Source organism: Streptomyces sp. NPDC014006, assembly GCF_043088925.1.
Lineage (GTDB): Bacteria > Actinomycetota > Actinomycetes > Streptomycetales > Streptomycetaceae > Streptomyces.
This window is the reverse complement of record NZ_JBICAJ010000028.1, coordinates 13,757-29,709: the sequence shown is the minus strand read 5'-3', so window position 1 is coordinate 29,709 and position 15,953 is coordinate 13,757. Positions and strand designations below refer to the sequence as shown.

13 protein-coding genes and 1 pseudogene are annotated in these 15,953 nt (G+C 73.5%); 6 read left to right on the top strand and 8 right to left on the bottom strand.

The window, feature by feature from the left end:
* Positions 1–113 precede the first annotated feature (113 nt).
* Both ACF1GV_RS41165 and ACF1GV_RS41160 read left to right on the top strand, forming a co-directional pair.
* On the top strand, positions 114–4,889 hold the full coding sequence (locus tag ACF1GV_RS41165) for a trypsin-like peptidase domain-containing protein (protein WP_391692091.1): 4,776 nt from the start codon (positions 114–116) through the stop codon (positions 4,887–4,889).
* Positions 4,890–4,998: 109 nt separating this feature from the next.
* Complete coding sequence (locus ACF1GV_RS41160; RefSeq protein WP_391692089.1) at positions 4,999–6,354, top strand: amidase; 1,356 nt, start codon at positions 4,999–5,001, stop codon at positions 6,352–6,354.
* Between the two features lie 9 nt (positions 6,355–6,363).
* On the opposite strand, the gene ACF1GV_RS41155 is transcribed toward ACF1GV_RS41160, so the two are convergent.
* A complete protein-coding gene (locus ACF1GV_RS41155; protein WP_391692087.1) occupies positions 6,364–6,774 on the bottom strand; it encodes a YybH family protein in 411 nt (136 codons plus the stop codon).
* A gap of 24 nt (positions 6,775–6,798) precedes the next feature.
* Here ACF1GV_RS41155 and ACF1GV_RS41150 point away from each other — a divergent pair, with 24 nt between their 5' ends.
* Entirely contained in the window at positions 6,799–7,188 is a 390-nt protein-coding gene (locus tag ACF1GV_RS41150; RefSeq protein ID WP_391692085.1) for a winged helix-turn-helix transcriptional regulator, read from the top strand.
* Here the strand turns inward: ACF1GV_RS41150 and ACF1GV_RS41145 are convergent.
* The gene (locus ACF1GV_RS41145) at positions 7,185–8,171 is read right to left on the bottom strand and encodes a DUF5937 family protein (protein WP_391692083.1); all 987 of its coding nucleotides are present in this window, start codon (positions 8,169–8,171) and stop codon (positions 7,185–7,187) included. The genes ACF1GV_RS41150 and ACF1GV_RS41145 overlap by 4 nt on opposite strands.
* 57 nt (positions 8,172–8,228) lie before the next feature.
* On the opposite strand from ACF1GV_RS41145, the gene ACF1GV_RS41140 reads away from it, so the two are divergent.
* On the top strand, positions 8,229–9,509 hold the full coding sequence (locus ACF1GV_RS41140; protein ID WP_391692081.1) for an MFS transporter: 1,281 nt from the start codon (positions 8,229–8,231) through the stop codon (positions 9,507–9,509).
* 80 nt (positions 9,510–9,589) lie between these two features.
* Here ACF1GV_RS41140 and ACF1GV_RS41135 read toward each other — a convergent pair whose 3' ends face one another.
* Together ACF1GV_RS41135 and ACF1GV_RS41130 are read right to left on the bottom strand one after the other, a co-directional pair.
* Entirely contained in the window at positions 9,590–10,072 is a 483-nt protein-coding gene (locus tag ACF1GV_RS41135; RefSeq protein ID WP_391692079.1) for a GNAT family N-acetyltransferase, read from the bottom strand.
* Between the two features lie 60 nt (positions 10,073–10,132).
* Positions 10,133–10,306, bottom strand: coding sequence for a hypothetical protein (locus ACF1GV_RS41130; RefSeq protein ID WP_107082809.1), 174 nt, complete (start codon positions 10,304–10,306; stop codon positions 10,133–10,135).
* 468 nt (positions 10,307–10,774) lie between these two features.
* On the opposite strand from ACF1GV_RS41130, the gene ACF1GV_RS41125 reads away from it, so the two are divergent.
* On the top strand, positions 10,775–11,227 hold the full coding sequence (locus tag ACF1GV_RS41125; RefSeq protein WP_391692077.1) for a hypothetical protein: 453 nt from the start codon (positions 10,775–10,777) through the stop codon (positions 11,225–11,227).
* Between the two features lie 26 nt (positions 11,228–11,253).
* Here the strand turns inward: ACF1GV_RS41125 and ACF1GV_RS41120 are convergent, their stop codons facing one another.
* The 4 genes and pseudogenes from ACF1GV_RS41120 to ACF1GV_RS41105 form a co-directional block, all read right to left on the bottom strand.
* Positions 11,254–12,747, bottom strand: coding sequence for an SDR family NAD(P)-dependent oxidoreductase (locus ACF1GV_RS41120; RefSeq protein WP_391692075.1), 1,494 nt, complete (start codon positions 12,745–12,747; stop codon positions 11,254–11,256).
* A 103-nt stretch (positions 12,748–12,850) separates the two neighbouring features.
* Positions 12,851–14,200 (bottom strand): wax ester/triacylglycerol synthase family O-acyltransferase, encoded by a 1,350-nt coding sequence (locus tag ACF1GV_RS41115; RefSeq protein WP_391692073.1) that lies wholly within the window; start codon positions 14,198–14,200, stop codon positions 12,851–12,853.
* Between the two features lie 223 nt (positions 14,201–14,423).
* Positions 14,424–15,156, bottom strand: a pseudogene (locus ACF1GV_RS41110) (glycoside hydrolase family 2 TIM barrel-domain containing protein); the annotation flags it as partial.
* Positions 15,157–15,354 carry a hypothetical protein gene (locus tag ACF1GV_RS41105; RefSeq protein ID WP_391692071.1) on the bottom strand — a complete coding sequence of 66 codons (198 nt, stop codon included), beginning with the start codon at positions 15,352–15,354 and terminating at the stop codon, positions 15,157–15,159. It abuts the pseudogene before it with no gap.
* 202 nt (positions 15,355–15,556) lie between these two features.
* On the opposite strand from ACF1GV_RS41105, the gene ACF1GV_RS41100 reads away from it, so the two are divergent.
* Entirely contained in the window at positions 15,557–15,943 is a 387-nt protein-coding gene (locus ACF1GV_RS41100) for a hypothetical protein (RefSeq protein ID WP_391692069.1), read from the top strand.
* Positions 15,944–15,953: the final 10 nt, after the last annotated feature.

The window sequence follows — 15,953 nt, the reverse complement described above, 5'->3', positions numbered from 1 at the left end:
CCGCGTTGTCGTCGGTTGCCATGGCTCCGCCATGGCGCCCTCCTCCGCCTTGCGATCCACGGCACCAGACCCCGCTCCCTGACCCGGCCTGATCCGAAAGAAAGACCCTAGCCGTGGACCTCTGGAAGAGGCTGCTGGAGTGCGCGACCGTGGCCCTGGACCTGCCGGAGGGGCGCGGTGGCGGCACAGGCTTCGTCCTCGCGCCCGGGACCGTGGTCACCTGTGCACACGTGGTTGCCGGCGCGGACACCGTGCGCGGGCGGATCTCGGTGACGGGGCAGGAGTTCCCTCTCACCGCGTCCGCCGAGGACAGCCATCGGTCGGCCGGCGGTCTCGACATCGCCTTCCTGCGTTTCGATCCGGGAAGCGTCTCCCCCAGCCCCGGCCCCGTGCTGACCTCGCCCTGCACTCGACTCGGCGACCGCATGTGGGCGTACGGGCATCCACGTGGCACCTACCGTGCGGGGCAGGGGGCCACCCTGGAGCACCAGGGCGAGTCCCGGCTGGCATTCACCGACTCCGTGCCGTTGGCCCGTGGCTACGGCACCCCGGTCGGTGAGGGTTTCAGCGGCAGCCCCGTGGTCAATCTGCGTACCGGCGCCGTGTGCGGCATGCTCACCACGTCGAACCAGGCGGGCAGCGCCCACATGATTCCGATCGCGGAAATCCTCGCCCGCCACCCGGCCGCCGAGCCGCCCACCGACTGGCTGGAAACGCTCACCGACGAGCAGATCGGCGCCGCGGGGCTGCGCCACCCCGGCCCGCTGCTGCGGGACTACCTGGCGGCCGCCCGCGAGGGAGCCGACGAGCACCCTTACGCGGCGCTCCTGGCCGACGCCGGTGACGTACCGCTGTCGACGGTGTACGTCCGGCAGGAGGCGTCGCCCGACGACGACGCCGACGGCCACGATCCCCGACGGCGGCGTCCGGTGACGAACCGCCCGGCGGAGAGCGTGCTCGCCGGTGAACAGCACGTGCTGTTCACCGGCGGTGCCGGAGTGGGCAAGTCGAGCCTGCTGCGCCGGCTGACGTACGTGAGCGCCACCGCCTGGCTGGAGGACCCTGCGCAGGCCCCGCCCTACATGCCGGTGCGGGTGGCCGCCCAGCAGCTGACGAACGGTCCGTTCGCCGAGGCCCTGGCGGCCGCGGTGGGACGGGATCTGCCGGGGCTGCGCCGCTCGCCCCGGCCGGAGATGTTCGACGCCGGGCCGTTGCCGCAGGTGGCCTGGCTGGTGTGTGTCGACGGCCTCGACGAGGTGCTGGATCCCGAGGAACGCGGCGTCGTCATCCGCCTGATCCAGCGGTGGGCGCGCGAACCCCACCTGCGGTTCGTGGTGGCCAGCCGCTCCCTGGTCACCGCCGAGATGAACCGGCTGGCCGCGCTGGGCCGGTACGCCCTGGAGGGCTTCGGCGACCGGGAGATCGGACAGGTCGCCGCCGCGTGGTTTAAGGCGCTCGCCGTACCGGACGCCGCTCGCCGTGCGGCCGAACTCGCGCTCGGTGTGCGCCGCGGCCGTCTGGGCGAGGTCGCCCGCAACCCGCTGTACCTGACCATGATCTGTGTCGTCGCGGCGGTACGGGAGCTGCCGCGCAATCCCGCCGAGCTGTACGAGCAGTTCCTCGCCGTGCTCCGGGACAAGGGTGCACGGCGGCTTGCCCGCGGGGGCGCCCCGGTGCACGGCATCACGCCCGGCCTGCTCGACCAGGTGCACGAGGTGCTGCTCACGGTGGCCGAGCGGCGGCAGGGCGGAGACCTGCGGCCGCTGCTCGATCAAGCACGCGAACTCCTCCAGGAACGGCACCTGGGACAGCCGGCAGCGCGGGACCTGGTGTTCCGCGCCCTGACCCTCACCGGTCTGGTGCGGCAGCAGGGCACGGAGCTGCAGTTCCTGCACCACACCATCCAGGAGTACCTGGCGGCGTGGTCCCTCGCGGACCGGCTCGGCCCGAAGGATCCCGAGGCGCTGCACGTCGTACGCGAGGCGATCGCGGGCGAGCGGCCCAACCTCGTGCTGTTCATGGCCGCGCGCTGGCACGCCCGGGGCATCCCGCTGGGGGAGTTCCTCCGCACCGCCGTGGACAGCGGCGGCTGGCGCGACCTGCTGCTGTGCGCCACCGTCCTCAGCGACGAACTCGCCACCGACGAGGAGCTCACGGCGCGGTTCACCCGCGCCGTGATCAAGTTGCACGGGCGGCGGGTGAGCGTCGGTGACCTCACCGTGGAGACGGTCCTCGACCGGCTGTACGCGGTGCTCGACGAGCAGGGCCTGGCCGCCGTCGTCCGCGACCCGGCCGTCCCGCATGAGCCACGCCTCGGGGCGCTCCGGCACTACGTGCGGCGGTACGGCGACCGGGCCATGGAACTGGCCGGTGCGCTCGCCGACGACGGCGACCTCCCGGCGACCCTGCGGGTCGAGGCCGCACGGCTCCTCGCCGACGCGGGCGAGCACGCCGGGGCGTGCGCACGGCTCGCCTCTGTGGCCGAGGACGCCGACTGTGTGCCGGATTCGCGCCTGAAGGCGGCCTTGGCGCTGCTGAAGCTGGAGCCGAACGCCGCGACAGCCGCCCTGTGCGCCGTTCTGCGCACGACCGACTTTCCCCATGCCCACGTCGAAGAGCTGGAAAGAAGCCTTCCGGCCGGCACGGGCCTGCCCACCCGCACCGCGCTGGCCGGCGCCGTGGCGGCAAACCCGGTGGCGGCCGCGGCCGGCGAGGAACTGGTGCGGTATCTGCGCGCCGTGCTGCTCGCCCCGGTACGCCCCGATGCCCTGGTGGACGTGTGCACGGAAGCGTCCCTTCCGCTCGCCCTGCGCTACCACGCGGCCCGTCGCCTGACCGCCCGCGGGACCGCGGCGGGCAGGGCCGCGGCCCGTGCGCTCCACGCCTACCTGGCCGGTGCCGCGGAGTCGTCCGACGACCTGGTCGGCATCATCGTGCACCACATCGACGACGTGCACCTGCTCGAGCGGGTCGCACGCGACGAGCGGCGGTCCGCCTTCACCCGGACCCAGGCAGCCGGACGGCTCGTCGAGTCCGGTCACGTCTCCCTGGCCGAGGAGTGCCTCCTGTCCCTGGCCGCGGCCGGAACCGAGTCATGGGAGGCACCGCAGGTGGCCGGCGCCCTGCGCGAGCTGGGGCACACAGCCGCGAGCCGACAGCTTCTCCTCGACGCTCTCCACCAGCCCGAAACGGACCGCTTCGAGTTCGCCCAGTGCGCGAGATCCCTCGCGGAGCTGGGCGCCTCGGCGGAGGCCGAGAGCATGCTCAGGCGTGTGGCCGCGGACCGCGACATCGGGGCCTTCGACCGGCTGACGGCGGTGGAGGCGCTGGAGGACATCGACCCGGCCGCGCTCGGCCCCCTGCTCACCGAGTTCGCCCTCGACCGCACACTGCCCGGCGACGTCCAGCACTCGGCTGCGAGCGGCCTGCTCGACGCCGGGGACCGTGCTCTGGCCACGCAGGTGCTGCGGCGTATCGCCGAAGACCCCTGGGCGGGCACGGAGAACCGCATCGACGCGCTCACCGACCTGGCCGAGGTCGACGTGCGCACCGCGGTGGAGATCCTGCACCGGATCCTCGACGAGTCGGGCCTGACGGACGATCACCTGTGGCGACTGCTCGATCTCGCCGACGCCCTGACCCCGGACAGGACGCTGCGCAGGCGGCTGGAGGCGCTGATCGACGACGAGGCCGTGCCGCCGGGCGACCTCTTGCGGGTCGCGAGCGACACACCGCACCGGGCGGCGATCGTGCCGCGCCTTCGGCGAGCCATGCGACGCATCGCCGACGGGGCCGTCGGCCGGCCGAGAGTGCGGGCCCTGGCCGTGCACGGACTGCTCGGTCTGATCCCCTATCGCCGCTGGCGGACACTCATGGCGGGGCTCGGCCAGGACCGCCTGCACGCCCTCAGCCTGCACACGGCCATGGGCGCACATTCGTTCGACGGCGCGTTCCCCGACCACCTGACACACCTGTCGTTCTTCCAGGAGGACGAGGGCGTCACCGCCCCCGCAGGGTTCCTGGCGGGCGTGGACATGGGCGAAGCCCTCGCCCGGTGGAGCGGGCTCCTGGCCCGGCGACAGCCGGAAGCCGTCACCGGGCTGCGCAACCTGTACCACCTGATCCACGACGAAGCCGAGGACGAGCGCGTCCGGACGGCCCTGCTCGGCTGGGCCCGCGACTCGGCGGCTCCTCTGGCCGAGCGGATCGCGGCCGCGGAAACCGCCCACGCATACCCCCGGGCGGCCTGGTACCCGCTCGCGGCCGACCGGGAGACGCCACCCGCGCTGCGCGTGGCCGTCTGCGCGTACCTGCCCGCCCTGGGCGCCTTCAGCCGCGTCCGCCTCGCGCGTGACCTCGCGTCGGACCCCGCCGTCCCGCTCGACGCGCGCGCCAGGGCCGCCGCTCTGCTCGCCGAGGACCTGGGCGAGGAGGGTCGCCGGCTCCTGCGGGACCTGGCCGGCCCGCACATCACGAACCCCGCGGCCCACGCGGCGGTGGCCGCCGCGTGGGAGAAGCTGGACATCGGGACCGAGGCCGTGGCCGCCTATCGGCGGGTGCTGGAGGGCGAGCGCGCCGAGGCGCAGCTGCGGGTCGAGACCGCGGCACGGTTGGCGCGCTGGCGGGAGGCGCGGGGCACGGCACTGCGGTCCCTTCGGGCGGTTCTCCACGACGAAGGGGCACCCACCGACGTGCGGATCGACGCGGCCGAGCGGCTGCTCGCCCTGCAGGAGCAGGCCGAGGCGCACCTGGGGCTGCTGCGGCTGGCCCGCGCGGGCGCATCCGGCGCAGCGGAGCGGCAGCGGGTCACGGACCTGCTACCGGACGACCTGCGTGATCTGGCCCGTCCGGCGGGACGAGCACACAACGCCACCCCCGCGGCCGGCTGAGATCACGCCCCGCCGGCCTCTCGACGCACGGCGTCCGGCAGGGCACAGTTTTCCCTGCGTACGCACTACTCACCAGTAATCACCGCCGTCCGATGTCGAGGAGCTGCCCGTGACCAGCTGGGTCGGTCTGTCCGCCGCCGAGATCGCCGCCGCCGTCCGCGAGAAGCGGGCCACGCCGCGCGAGGTGGTGGCCGAGCATCTCGCCCGGATCGACCGGCTGGACGGGCGGATCGGCGCCTTCCGTACGGTGCGCGCGCAGGCGGCGCTCGCCGAGGCCGACGCCGTCGGCGCCCGGGGCGATCTCGGTGAACTGCCGCTGGCCGGGGTGCCGGTGGCGGTGAAGGACAACCTAGCCGTGCGCGGCGAGTCGATGCGCGTCGGCTCCGCCGCCACCGCGGACACACCCGCCGGGGCCGACCACGTGACCGTGGCCCGGCTGCGCGCGGCGGGCGCGGTGGTCGTGGGCCTGACGAACGTGCCCGAACTGTGCGTCTTCGGTACGACGGAGGGCGTGCACGGCACCTCCCGCAACCCGTGGGACACCTCCCGCACGGCGGGCGGCTCCTCGGGCGGCAGCGCGGCCGCGGTCGCCGCCGGCTTCGTGCCCCTGGCGCTCGGCAACGACGGCATGGGCTCGCTGCGCATCCCGGCCGCCAACTGCGGCCTGGTCACGATCAAGCCGGGGCGCGGGGTGGTGCCGGCCGGCATCGGGGAGGGCGACTGGTTCGGCATGGCGGAGAACGGCCCGCTGGCAACGACGGTCGAGGACGTCCGCCTCGCCCTGTCGGTCCTGGCCGGCGCCGACGTCGTACGGCCCCCGGCGCCCGGCGCCCGGCGCATCGCCGTGTCCCTGCGCAGCCCGCTCGCCGGGGTCGCGGTGACGGCGCCGTACAGGGCGGCGGTGCGTGCGGCGGCCGGGCTGCTGGCGCGCGCCGGGCACACGGTACGGCGCGCCGAGCCGCCGTATCCGCTCACGCTCGGGGTGACCGCGCTGGCCCACTGGACGGCCGGCACCGCCGTCGACGCGGCCGGCCTGGACCGGCGGCTGCTGGCCCGCCGCACCCGCGTCCACGCGGCCGTCGGCCGCCGCTTCCTGAACACCGTGCGCACCGGGCGGGCCCGTGAGCAGCTGAGCGAACGGCTGGAGCCGTTCTTCGCGCACTACGACGTGCTGCTCACGCCCGCACTGGCGCGCCGCTCCCCCGAGGCCGCGCCCTGGCACGAGCGGGGCTGGCTGCGCAACATCGCCGCCAACACCTCCTACTCGCCGTTCACCCCGCCGTGGAACCTCACCGGCTGGCCGGCCGCGACGATCCCGCTCGGCACCCTGCCCTCGGGCGCCCCGACCGCCGTACAGCTGGTGGGGCGGCCCGGGACTGAGGCGGAACTCCTGCAGCTCGCCGAGCAGCTGGAGGGGCTGCTGCCGTGGCGGCGGACCGCGCCGCTGGAAGAGTCGCCGGCCTAGCAGACACGGTCACCCCGCGGTGCCGAACGGATTGTCGATGACATAGCGCCACAGGCCGTCGTGCCCGCGGCGCGCGACATCGGTGGCGGTGCCCTCCAGGTGGACCTGTGTGCCGTCCGGGCCGGTGCCGTCGATGACCCAGTCGACGACCAGCAACGCGAGGTCGCCGGCGACATACGTGTGCCGGGGGCGGACCGTGATCGGTATGCCCAGTGACTGGAACGCCGCGTTGGCGGCCCAGCGGTCCGGGCCGGTCACCGCCGTGCCGGGGCGGGGCACGAACACCGCGTCCTCCTCGTAGACGGCGGCGAGTGCCCGCGCGCTGCCGGAGTTGAAGGCGGCGGCGAACACCCGGGGGTGTTGCGCGGGGTCCGGGGTGAGGGCGATGGTGGGTGCGTGATCGTTCGCGGGGATGCTCATGACGGCAGCCAAGCCGGTGGCGGCGTGGCTCACCAAACGGAAACCCACGCGTGGGACCCCGAGCTGGTGCCCTCAGCGGCGGGACGCACGGCCCGGCCCGAGCCGGACTGCCCGGTGGAGGTCGCTCTGGCGGCGGTCGCGGGCCGCTGGACCACGCTCGTCCTGCGCGAACTGATGCGGGGCCCGCACTCCTTCGGCGAGCTGCGTGAGGGGCTTCCGCAGATCAGTGCGAAGGTGCTCACCGAGCGGCTGCACACCCTGCGCGAGCGGGGCCTGGTCGAGCAGCACCGGCTGCCCGGCTTCCCCGTCCGCACCCGCTACACACTCACCCCGGCCGGGCGCGCCCTGCGGCCGCTGCTCGTGGAGCTGTACCGCACGGGCAGCGTGCTCGCCGGCCATGAGCCCAGGGCCTAACGGCACAGGTCGTCGCCGAGGGCGGTGCGGGCGTAGTGGACGATACGGCCGGTGCGGGTGCGGGTGAGCAGGCCCGCGTCGTAGAGGACCGTGAGGTGCTGGCTGACCGCGCCCGGGGTGACGCCGAGGCGGTGGGCGAGCTCCGTGGTGGAGGCGGGTTCGGCGAGCAGGAGCAGCAGGCGGGCGCGGGGGCGGCCGAGGAGGCGGCCGAGCGCGTCGTCCGTGACCGGCGGGGGCTGCTCGGAGAGGAGGGCGCGGCCGCGGGCCGGATAGGCCAGTACCGGCGGGCGTGACGGATCGATCGTGGGCTGGGCGCCGCGGGCGAACAGTGTGGGCAGCAGGACCATCCCGCGCCCGGCGATGCCGACGATGTCGGTCCACGGGGCGGGGACGGTGAAGTGCTGGGTGGACAGCCTCAGTCGGCCGTCGTCCCAGGTGAGCCGGTCGTCCAGCCCGGACAGCATCGCGGCGGCGCCCTGCTCGGCGAGCACCCGCCCCCGGTGGGCGAGATCCGCCTCCAGGACGGCCTGGACGCGCGGCCACCAGGCGTCGGCGAGGCAGGCGTGCCAGTACTCCTCCAGGGCGTTCACGACCCGGGTCAGCAGCGCCGGCGGGTCGGTCAGGCCCCGCGCGATGACGGGCGGCAGGGCGCCCTTCGTGCGGTAGGTGGCGCGGAAGTCGGCGGCGACGACGTCCGGCGGGGTGCGGCGGAGCGTGGTGAGTTCGTCGGCGACGGCTGGGCGGGCGCGGGAGGGCCGCGGGGTGAGGAAGTCCGGCACCCACAGCCAGGGCGCGGACAGGGCCGTCAGCATCTCGTGGTCGAGGCCGGCCAGGCGCGGCCGGATCCGGCGCAGCCACGGCCGGTGGTGCGGGTAGCGGGCCGGGTCGTGCAGGCAGCGCAGCGAGAACACCGTCTCCTGCAGCGGGGAGTACGCGAAGGAGGTGGTGGCGAGGTCTCCGATGCCGAAGCGGAACTCGATCATTGAGCGCCACGCTAAATCAATGCCGCGCGGGCCCGGCGACCGGGTTGCCTGATCCGCATGACCACGACACGCCCCGTTCCGGAGACCGGCCGCGCCACCCGGGCCGGCGGACTGCTGCCCACCGACCCGGCGTTGCGCCTGGCCACGGTGCTGACCGCCGTCAACTCCCTCGGCAACGGACTGTACTTCCCCCTCGGCGTCCTGTACTTCACGCGCATCGTCGGCCTGGACGCGACCGCGGTCGGCGTCGGTATGACGGTCGCCGGACTGGTCGGTGTGGCGGCCGGCGTGCCCGCCGGGCGGGCCGCGGACCGGTGGGGCGCCCGGCGGGTGGGCGCGCTGCTGTGGGGCGGTACGGGTCTGGCGACGGCCGCGTACACGCTGGTGCACTCCTACGCCGGCTTCCTCGTCACGGTGATCGTGGCGACGGGTTTGCAGATGGCGAGCCGCGGTGTGCAGGGCGCGCTGTACGCGGACGTGCTGCCCGCGGCGACCCGGGTGGAGGCGCGGGCGTACCTGCGGATGGTGACGAACGTCGGCATGGGGGCGGGCGGCGTGCTCGGTGCCGTCGCGCTGCAACTGGACTCGCGGGCCGCGTACCTGACCGTGATCGTGCTGAACGCGCTGTCGTTCGCGGGACCGGCCCTGCTGGTGCCCCGGCTGCCGCTGGCCGCGCACGTCGCCGAGCGGGGTGCACCGGACGGCGGTGCGCCGGCCGGCAGCCCCTGGCGGGCGGTGCGCGATCTTCCGTTCCTGGCGGTGACGGTGCTGAACGCGGTCCTGGTCGTGCAGTTCTCGCTGTCCGAGGTCGGGCTGCCGCTGTGGATCGTGGAGCGGACCGGGGCGCCGCGCTGGACGGCGGCGCTGCTGATGATCGTCAACTGTGTGCTGGTGGCACTGCTCCAGGTGCGGGTGGCCCGGCGCACGGCGGGGGTGCCGGTCGCGGTGCGGGCGATGGCCTGGTCGGGCCTGCTGCTGGCCGCGGCCTGCGCGGTGTACGCCGTGTCCGCCGGGCTCTCGCCCCTGTGGGCGGTGCTCGCGCTGACCGCCGGCTCGGTGGTGCAGGTCTTCGCCGAGGTGCTGTCGGCGGCCGGCGGCTGGACCCTCGGCTACGAACTCGCCGACGCCCGCGCCCACGGCGTCTACCAGGGGGTCTTCGGTGCGGGCATGTCGGCGGGCATGATGGCGGGCCCGGCGCTGGTCACGGTCACCGCGATCGCCCACGGGGCGCTGGGCTGGGCGGTGCTGGGCGTCCTGTTCGCCCTGGCGGGGCTCGCGGTGGCACCCGCGGTGCGCTGGGCCCGACGCGGCGGCGACTGGCGCGGGGAGAGGAGCTGAGAGAGCGGTCCCGGCGGCTCGTGCGGGCGCGGCCCCGGGTGCGCCGCCGGGGCGAAGGCTTCGGCGTGCCGGGTGGTCGGCTACAGCGCCTTGTACATGATGTGCAGTCCCACCAGCCCGTGCCGGGGATGCTCGAAGGCCTCCGGGACGGTGCCGAGGATCGTGAAGCCGAGGGACTGCCACAGGCCGACGGCCGGGTTGGTCTCGACGACGGCGTTGAAGACCATCCCCCGGTAGCCGTGGGCCCTGGCCTCGGCCAGCACGTGCCCGGCGAGGGCGCGGCCGATGCCGCGGCCGCCCTGGCCGGGGTCGACCATGAAGCCGGCGTTGGCGATGCGGGCGGCCGGGCCGCCGTAGTTGGGCGTCAGATACGCGGAGCCGACGACGGCTCCGCTCTCGTCCTCGGCGACGTAGACGCGTTTGGCCGGGCTCATCCACAGGGCGCGGGCCGTTTCCTCGGTGGTGTCCGGGTCCCAGGCGTATGTCTCGGCGGCGGCGACGATGCGGTGCCAGAACGGCCAGATCTGCGGCCAGTCCTCGACCGCGGCTTCTCTGATCAGCATGGGCGTGAGTCTGACACGCCCATGCCTCTCGGCGATCGCGATGGTCCTGCCCGAAGCGGGTCAGTCCACGCTGGGCAGGATGTGCGGCTCGGCGAGGTCGTCCTCGTATCCGGCGAGGCGGATGGGGGCGGACCGGGCCCACACGTCGAGGCTGCCGATCTCTCCGGGCCGGCGGCCGGCGCGCTCCGTACGTTCCTTGGGGCGCTGCTCGCGATTCGTCTTCTCTGGTGTCACCGCGCACTCCTTATGTGTCGGTCACCCGGGGGACGTACGGGCCATACTGCGGCCTGTTCTTCGACGCCCGCTCGGGTCTGTCTCAAGGCGTTCGGACGCGGTGGCGTCGACAACTGGCAGTGGATCAGGCCGTGGTGGACCGGCTTGTCCCATGACGGACGATGGGTGTGGGTGGGACCCCGTTGCGCTGTCCGTCCGCTACAGATTAACCAAATGAGCGGGGCCCCGCTCGATGGGGCTGAAAATTTGGGGTAACCATGGCAAGTCACGCACATGTCTCCGTTAGGGAATTCAACCCTTTTGACCGGTTTGGCGCCTTTTATCAGTCACTCGATCGGCCTATGTTCCCGCGCGGGTCTTCGACTTCGGCCGACAGTTCACGTGCCGTTGACTGAGCGGTGGGCCGGCCATGCTCTGCTGACGTGCCGGCACCGGCTGTCTCGCGGGAGGACACGGGAGGACAGGCGCATGGAACTGCGCAGCGTCGAGGAGCTGATGGATCTGCTGTACGCCTGCCGGGGCGTGGGGGACCTGCCGCCGGCGCGCACCGCCGCCCCGGCCGATCTGCACGACCACGCCCTGCGCACCGCGGCGCTGCTGCGCCGGCGCCGGCCCGCCGACAAGGAACTCCAGGTCGCCGGGCTGGTGCTCGCCGTGGGACGGTTGCTACGGCCCGGGGACGCCACCGGCGGCGCCGAACGGGCGGCCGGGGCGGTGCGCTCACTGCTCGGCGAGCGGGTCCACGACCTGGTGCGCGCTGTCCCGCGCGAGGCCGCCGCCGCGGACGACGCGCTGCTCGCCCTGCGCCAGGCGGACGAGGAGGCGCGCACCGACGCACTGGACGGCGGGGTCCTGGAGGACTGGCGCACGGTGCTGGAACTGCTCTGCGCGCACAACGCCCGGACCGGCGCCGTCGACTGAGCCACCGGAACCCCAGGGACGCGCTGTCACCACTTGCCGGGCGCGTAGTCCTTCAGGAAGACGCCGTACAGGTCCTCGCCCGCCTCGCCGCGCACGATCGGGTCGTAGACCCGGGCCGCACCGTCGACCAGGTCGAGCGGCGCGTGGAAACCGGCCTCGGCCAGGCGCAGCTTGTCGTAGTGCGGGCGCTCGTCGGTGATCCAGCCGGTGTCGACGGAGGTCATGAGGATGCCGTCGGCGTCGAACATCTCCTGGGCGCTGGTCCGCGTGACCATGTTCATGGCGGCCTTCGCGGCGTTGGTGTTCGGGTGCCCGGCGCCCTTGTAGCCGCGGTTGAAGACGCCCTCCATCGCGGAGACGTTCACGACGTACGCCCGGCCGCTGGCCGCCTTCTTCGCGGCGTCCGCCATCGCCGGGCGCAACGCGCTGATCAGGATGAACGGGGACGTGTAGTTGCACAGCTGGGTCTCGAGCAGCTCGACCGGGGAGATCTGGTCGATGGTCTGCACCCAGGTGTTGGTGTCGACGACGTCCGGGACGAGACCGCCGGCGTCGATGGCGGTGCCGTCCAGGTGCCGGGCGACGCTGGCGTTGCCCGCGACAAGGGCGAGGTCGGCGACCTTCTGCGCGTCTAGACCGCTGGCGCCGATGGGCAGTGCCGCGATGCCGTCGACCGCGCCGGAGTTGAAGGCGCCGATCACGTGGTGGGCGGGGAGTTCGCCCGCGGGCAGCGGGGCGCTCTCGCCCTCGACGAGTGCCGCGTACGCCGAGGGCAGGCGGCGCACGGTCTGCGTCGCGTTGTTGATCAGGATGTCGAGCGGTCCGGCCTCGGCGACCTGCTCGGCCAGGGACACGGCCTGCGCCGGGTCGCGCAGGTCGATGCCGACGACCTCGAGGCGGTGCAGCCACTCCGCCGAGTCCTCCATCGCCTTGAAGCGGCGGATGGCGTCCTTGGGGAAGCGGGTGGTGATCGTCGTGTGGGCACCGTCGCGCAGCAGCCGCAGCGCGATGTACATGCCGATCTTGGCGCGGCCGCCGGTGAGCAGGGCCCGCTTGCCGGTGAGGTCGGCGCGCGCGTCGCGCCTGGTGCGGTTCAGCGCGGCGCACTCCTGGCACAGCTGGTGGTAGAAGTAGTCGACCTCGACGTAGCGCTTCTTGCAGGTGTAGCAGGAGCGGGGGCGCTGGAGTATCCCAGCGATCCGGCCGGCCTCGACCTTGGAGGACGGCAGGATGCCCTCGGTCTCGTCGTCGATGCGCTCGGCGGAACCGGTGGCGGTGGCCTCGGTGACCGCGCGGTCGTGCGCGGTCTTGGCGGCGCGGCGCTCCTGGCGGCGGCGCTGCTTGACCGTGCGGTAGATGTGCGAGGTGGCCCGGCGCACCGCGATCGCGTCGGGGTGGTCGACGTCGATCCGGTCGAGCTCCTCCAGCACGCTCAGGCACACGGCCAGGCGCTCGGGGTCGATGCCGGGCCCGTACACCACCTCGTCCGTGGTCGCCGAGCCGTCCTCTGTCACCGTCATCGCGCTGCCGATCCCTGGTCTGGTCCCGCGGCGCTCCGACCGCGCCCGCTATCGAACGCGGAATTCTAACGGAGCGCCGCACCCGGAAACCAAACGCGCGGGCTCAGTCTTCGCACGCTGTGAGCAGTGTCTCCACCTCCCGGGTCAGCGCCGCCGCGAACCGGTCGAGATCCGGTACCGCCTCGGCGTCGGCGACGAGGCCGTAGTGGACCCGGCCCTGATACGTCGAGACCGCGACCGCCAGGGACTGACCGCGGGCCAGCGGCGCGAGGGGGTGGACCGCGGTGAGCGGGTTTCCGCCGAGCTTCAGGCTCAGGCTGGGCAGCGGCACGCTGGTCACCAGGATGTCGAACCACACCCGGGCGGCCTGCGAGACCAGCGGCCCGCCGAGCCGGTGACCGAGCGCCGGGATGTGGTCGGCGAGCAGCGCGACCGCTCCGGCGCCCCGGCCCGGGCCGGCGTCCTTGTTGCGGTCCATGGCGACGCGGACCGCGGCGAGCCGGCCCAGCGGGTCGCTCTCGCCGACCGGGAGCCGTATCAGATACCCGGAGAGCCGGTTGCCCTGCGGGTGGGCGGTGCGCGGGCGGCGCTTGGACACCGGGATCAGGGCGCGGGGCGCGACGCCCTCGCTGCCGTCGCCGCGCTCGTCGAGCCAGGTGCGCAGGGCGCCGGCGACGACCGCGATGAGTACGTCGTTGACGGTGCCGCCGACGGCCTTGCGGATACGGTGCACGTCGTCCAGGTCGAGGACCACGCCGGCGGTGCGCCGGGTGCCCGACGGCTCGGCGGTCAGCGCGGGCGTGCTGCGCATGGCGAGCGTGGACGCGGCCACCGAGGCGCCGATGTCGAGGGCGCGGCCGACGTCGGACAGTGCACCGGACACCGCGCCGCGCACCAGCGAGGGCAGCCGGCGCACGTCGGGCAGCAGTCCGCGCGGCGGCTGAGCGGGCCGGGGCCGGGGCTCGGGCATCTCGACGGGGTCGAGGATGGCGGCGGCCAGGCCGAGCGCCCGCAGCCCGTCGGCCAGGGCGTGGTGGAACTTGAACAGCACCGCGAACGACACCCCGTCCGCGCCGGGCAGCACATGCGCCTCCCATGGCGGCCGGTCGCGGTCCAGCGGCCGCTCCATGAGCCGGCCGGCCTCGGCGTGGAAGTCGGCGGTGGGGGCGTGCAGCCGGATGTGGTCGAGCGGGTCGAAGTCCGGCACGCCTTCGCGGACGGCTCCGCCGAAGGTGAACGGCGAGCGTGCCCGCAACGGCTGCCAGACGTCGCGGATCCGCATGCGCAGCCCGGGCACGGCCGCGGCGCGGGCGGCGAGCAGATCGGCCGCGTGCGCCCCCGCGGTCGGCGAGTGGGCGGAGAAGACACCGAGGGCGCCCAGGTGCATGGGGTGCTCGGCGGACTCGATGTTCCAGAACGCCAGATCGAGGGGTGCGAGCAGATCAGAAGTCAAGGGCTTGCCTCGCGTCGACGGACCGATGAGTCAGCAGTCAAACCCCTGCACCCGATTACGGTCAAGTACGATCAGGCTACGCACAGTTAACAGCAGATTAAGTCCCACCCCTTTGGGTGACGGATGGGACTCATGGGACATCTGAGGCCGGCTCGGTGCGGAGTGCTCCACAGTTCCCCCCGGCACCCCACCCGGACGGCCGCGGGCCGTCCGGGGGCGGCGGTCAGGGCGCCGGACAGCCGGCCACGGTCGCCCGGGACGCGTCACGATCAGCGCCCGGTGTGCGGCGGCCAGCCGGTCGGCGTCCGGCTTGAGCACCCGGCGGTCGTAGGTGAGCAGCCCGTTCAGCTCGCCCTCGACATCGGTGATCTGTGTGTACACGGCGCCGTTGCCGCCCTTGCAGCGAGGGCGTGGACCTCCGCGAGCTTCGCCAGGTAGTCGTCGGTGTACGCCGCCGGGTCTACATCGACGTAGGACTGCTGCACCGGCCAGGCGTGGCCCGGCACCGCGAGGCCGAGGCCGCCGTACTCGCCGCTGAGCAGGGCGCGTTCGCCGTCGGGGTGCGGCGGCAGGGCGGGGCTGGGGTAGCCGTGTTCGTCCATCACGTCGCCGGTGCCGCCGTCGCGGCCGAGGTTGAGCCCCGACATGCCGTTGACCAGCTGGGTCGGGTCCCACGCCTTGGCCTGGTCGGCGATGCGGGCCTCGTCGTACTGGCCCCAGCCCTCGTTGAAGGTGACCCACATGATCACCGACGGGCTGGAGACGTGCTCGTCGATGACCTGCCTCATCTCGCGCTCGTACTCGGCGCGGGCCGCCGCGCCCGGGTCCACGCCGGCCGTCATGGCGGGCATGTCCTGACAGACCAGCAGGCCGAGCCGGTCGGTCCAGTAGAACCAGCGGTCGGGCTCGACCTTGATGTGCTTGCGCACGGAGTTGAACCCGAGCCGCTTGTGGACCTACCCGGTGGCCTTCAGCTCGTGGAAGTCGAAGGCTCCTGGGGCGGACTGGGCGTAGTACTCGCCCTTGAGTCCGTGGACCTCGGCCGCGCCGGCGGCGGGGGCCGCGACGGCGTCCGGGGCCGCGGCCGGCCCGGCGAGTCCCAGGGCCGTGGCGAACAGGAGGGCGAGTGCCGTTCTGAGGCGTCCGGTGCGCATGAATCCTCCTGCGGGGGAGGGCGGGTGACGGCTCGTCGCATCGTGCGACCGCGCTTTTACATCGTTGTAATGGCGGCCGTCGGCATGACAGCACGGAAACCGCTCCCGTCCAGGGACATGACAATCGCGCGGGGTGCCGGGGTCCCAGGCGGCGCGCAGAATGAGAGGAGGAAGCCCTGCTCGGTGGAAGAAGGCGACACAGATGCCGAAGGTTTCGAGGGACACGGCCACCCAGGGCGGCGACTTCGGAATCGTTCTCGATCGGTCCGAGGAGCTGGACGACTACACGGTGGACTTCATCACCTTCCAAGAGAACGTCGATCACACGCCGCTGCTCAGGGGACTACCGGACGACCGGTGCCAGTGCCCGCACTGGGGCTATGTCTTCAAGGGGCAGCTGGTCTTCCACTACGCGGACCGCGACGAGGTCTACGAAGAGGGCGACGCGTATTACGCACCGCCCGGGCACGTACCCGTGCGCACCGCGCCGGGCACCGAGGCCCTGCAGTTCAGCCCGACCCGGGAGGTGCGCCCGACCAGCGAGGCCATCATGAAGAACTTCCGGGCGATGCAGGAGGCCAACGGCTGACCGGTCCTTC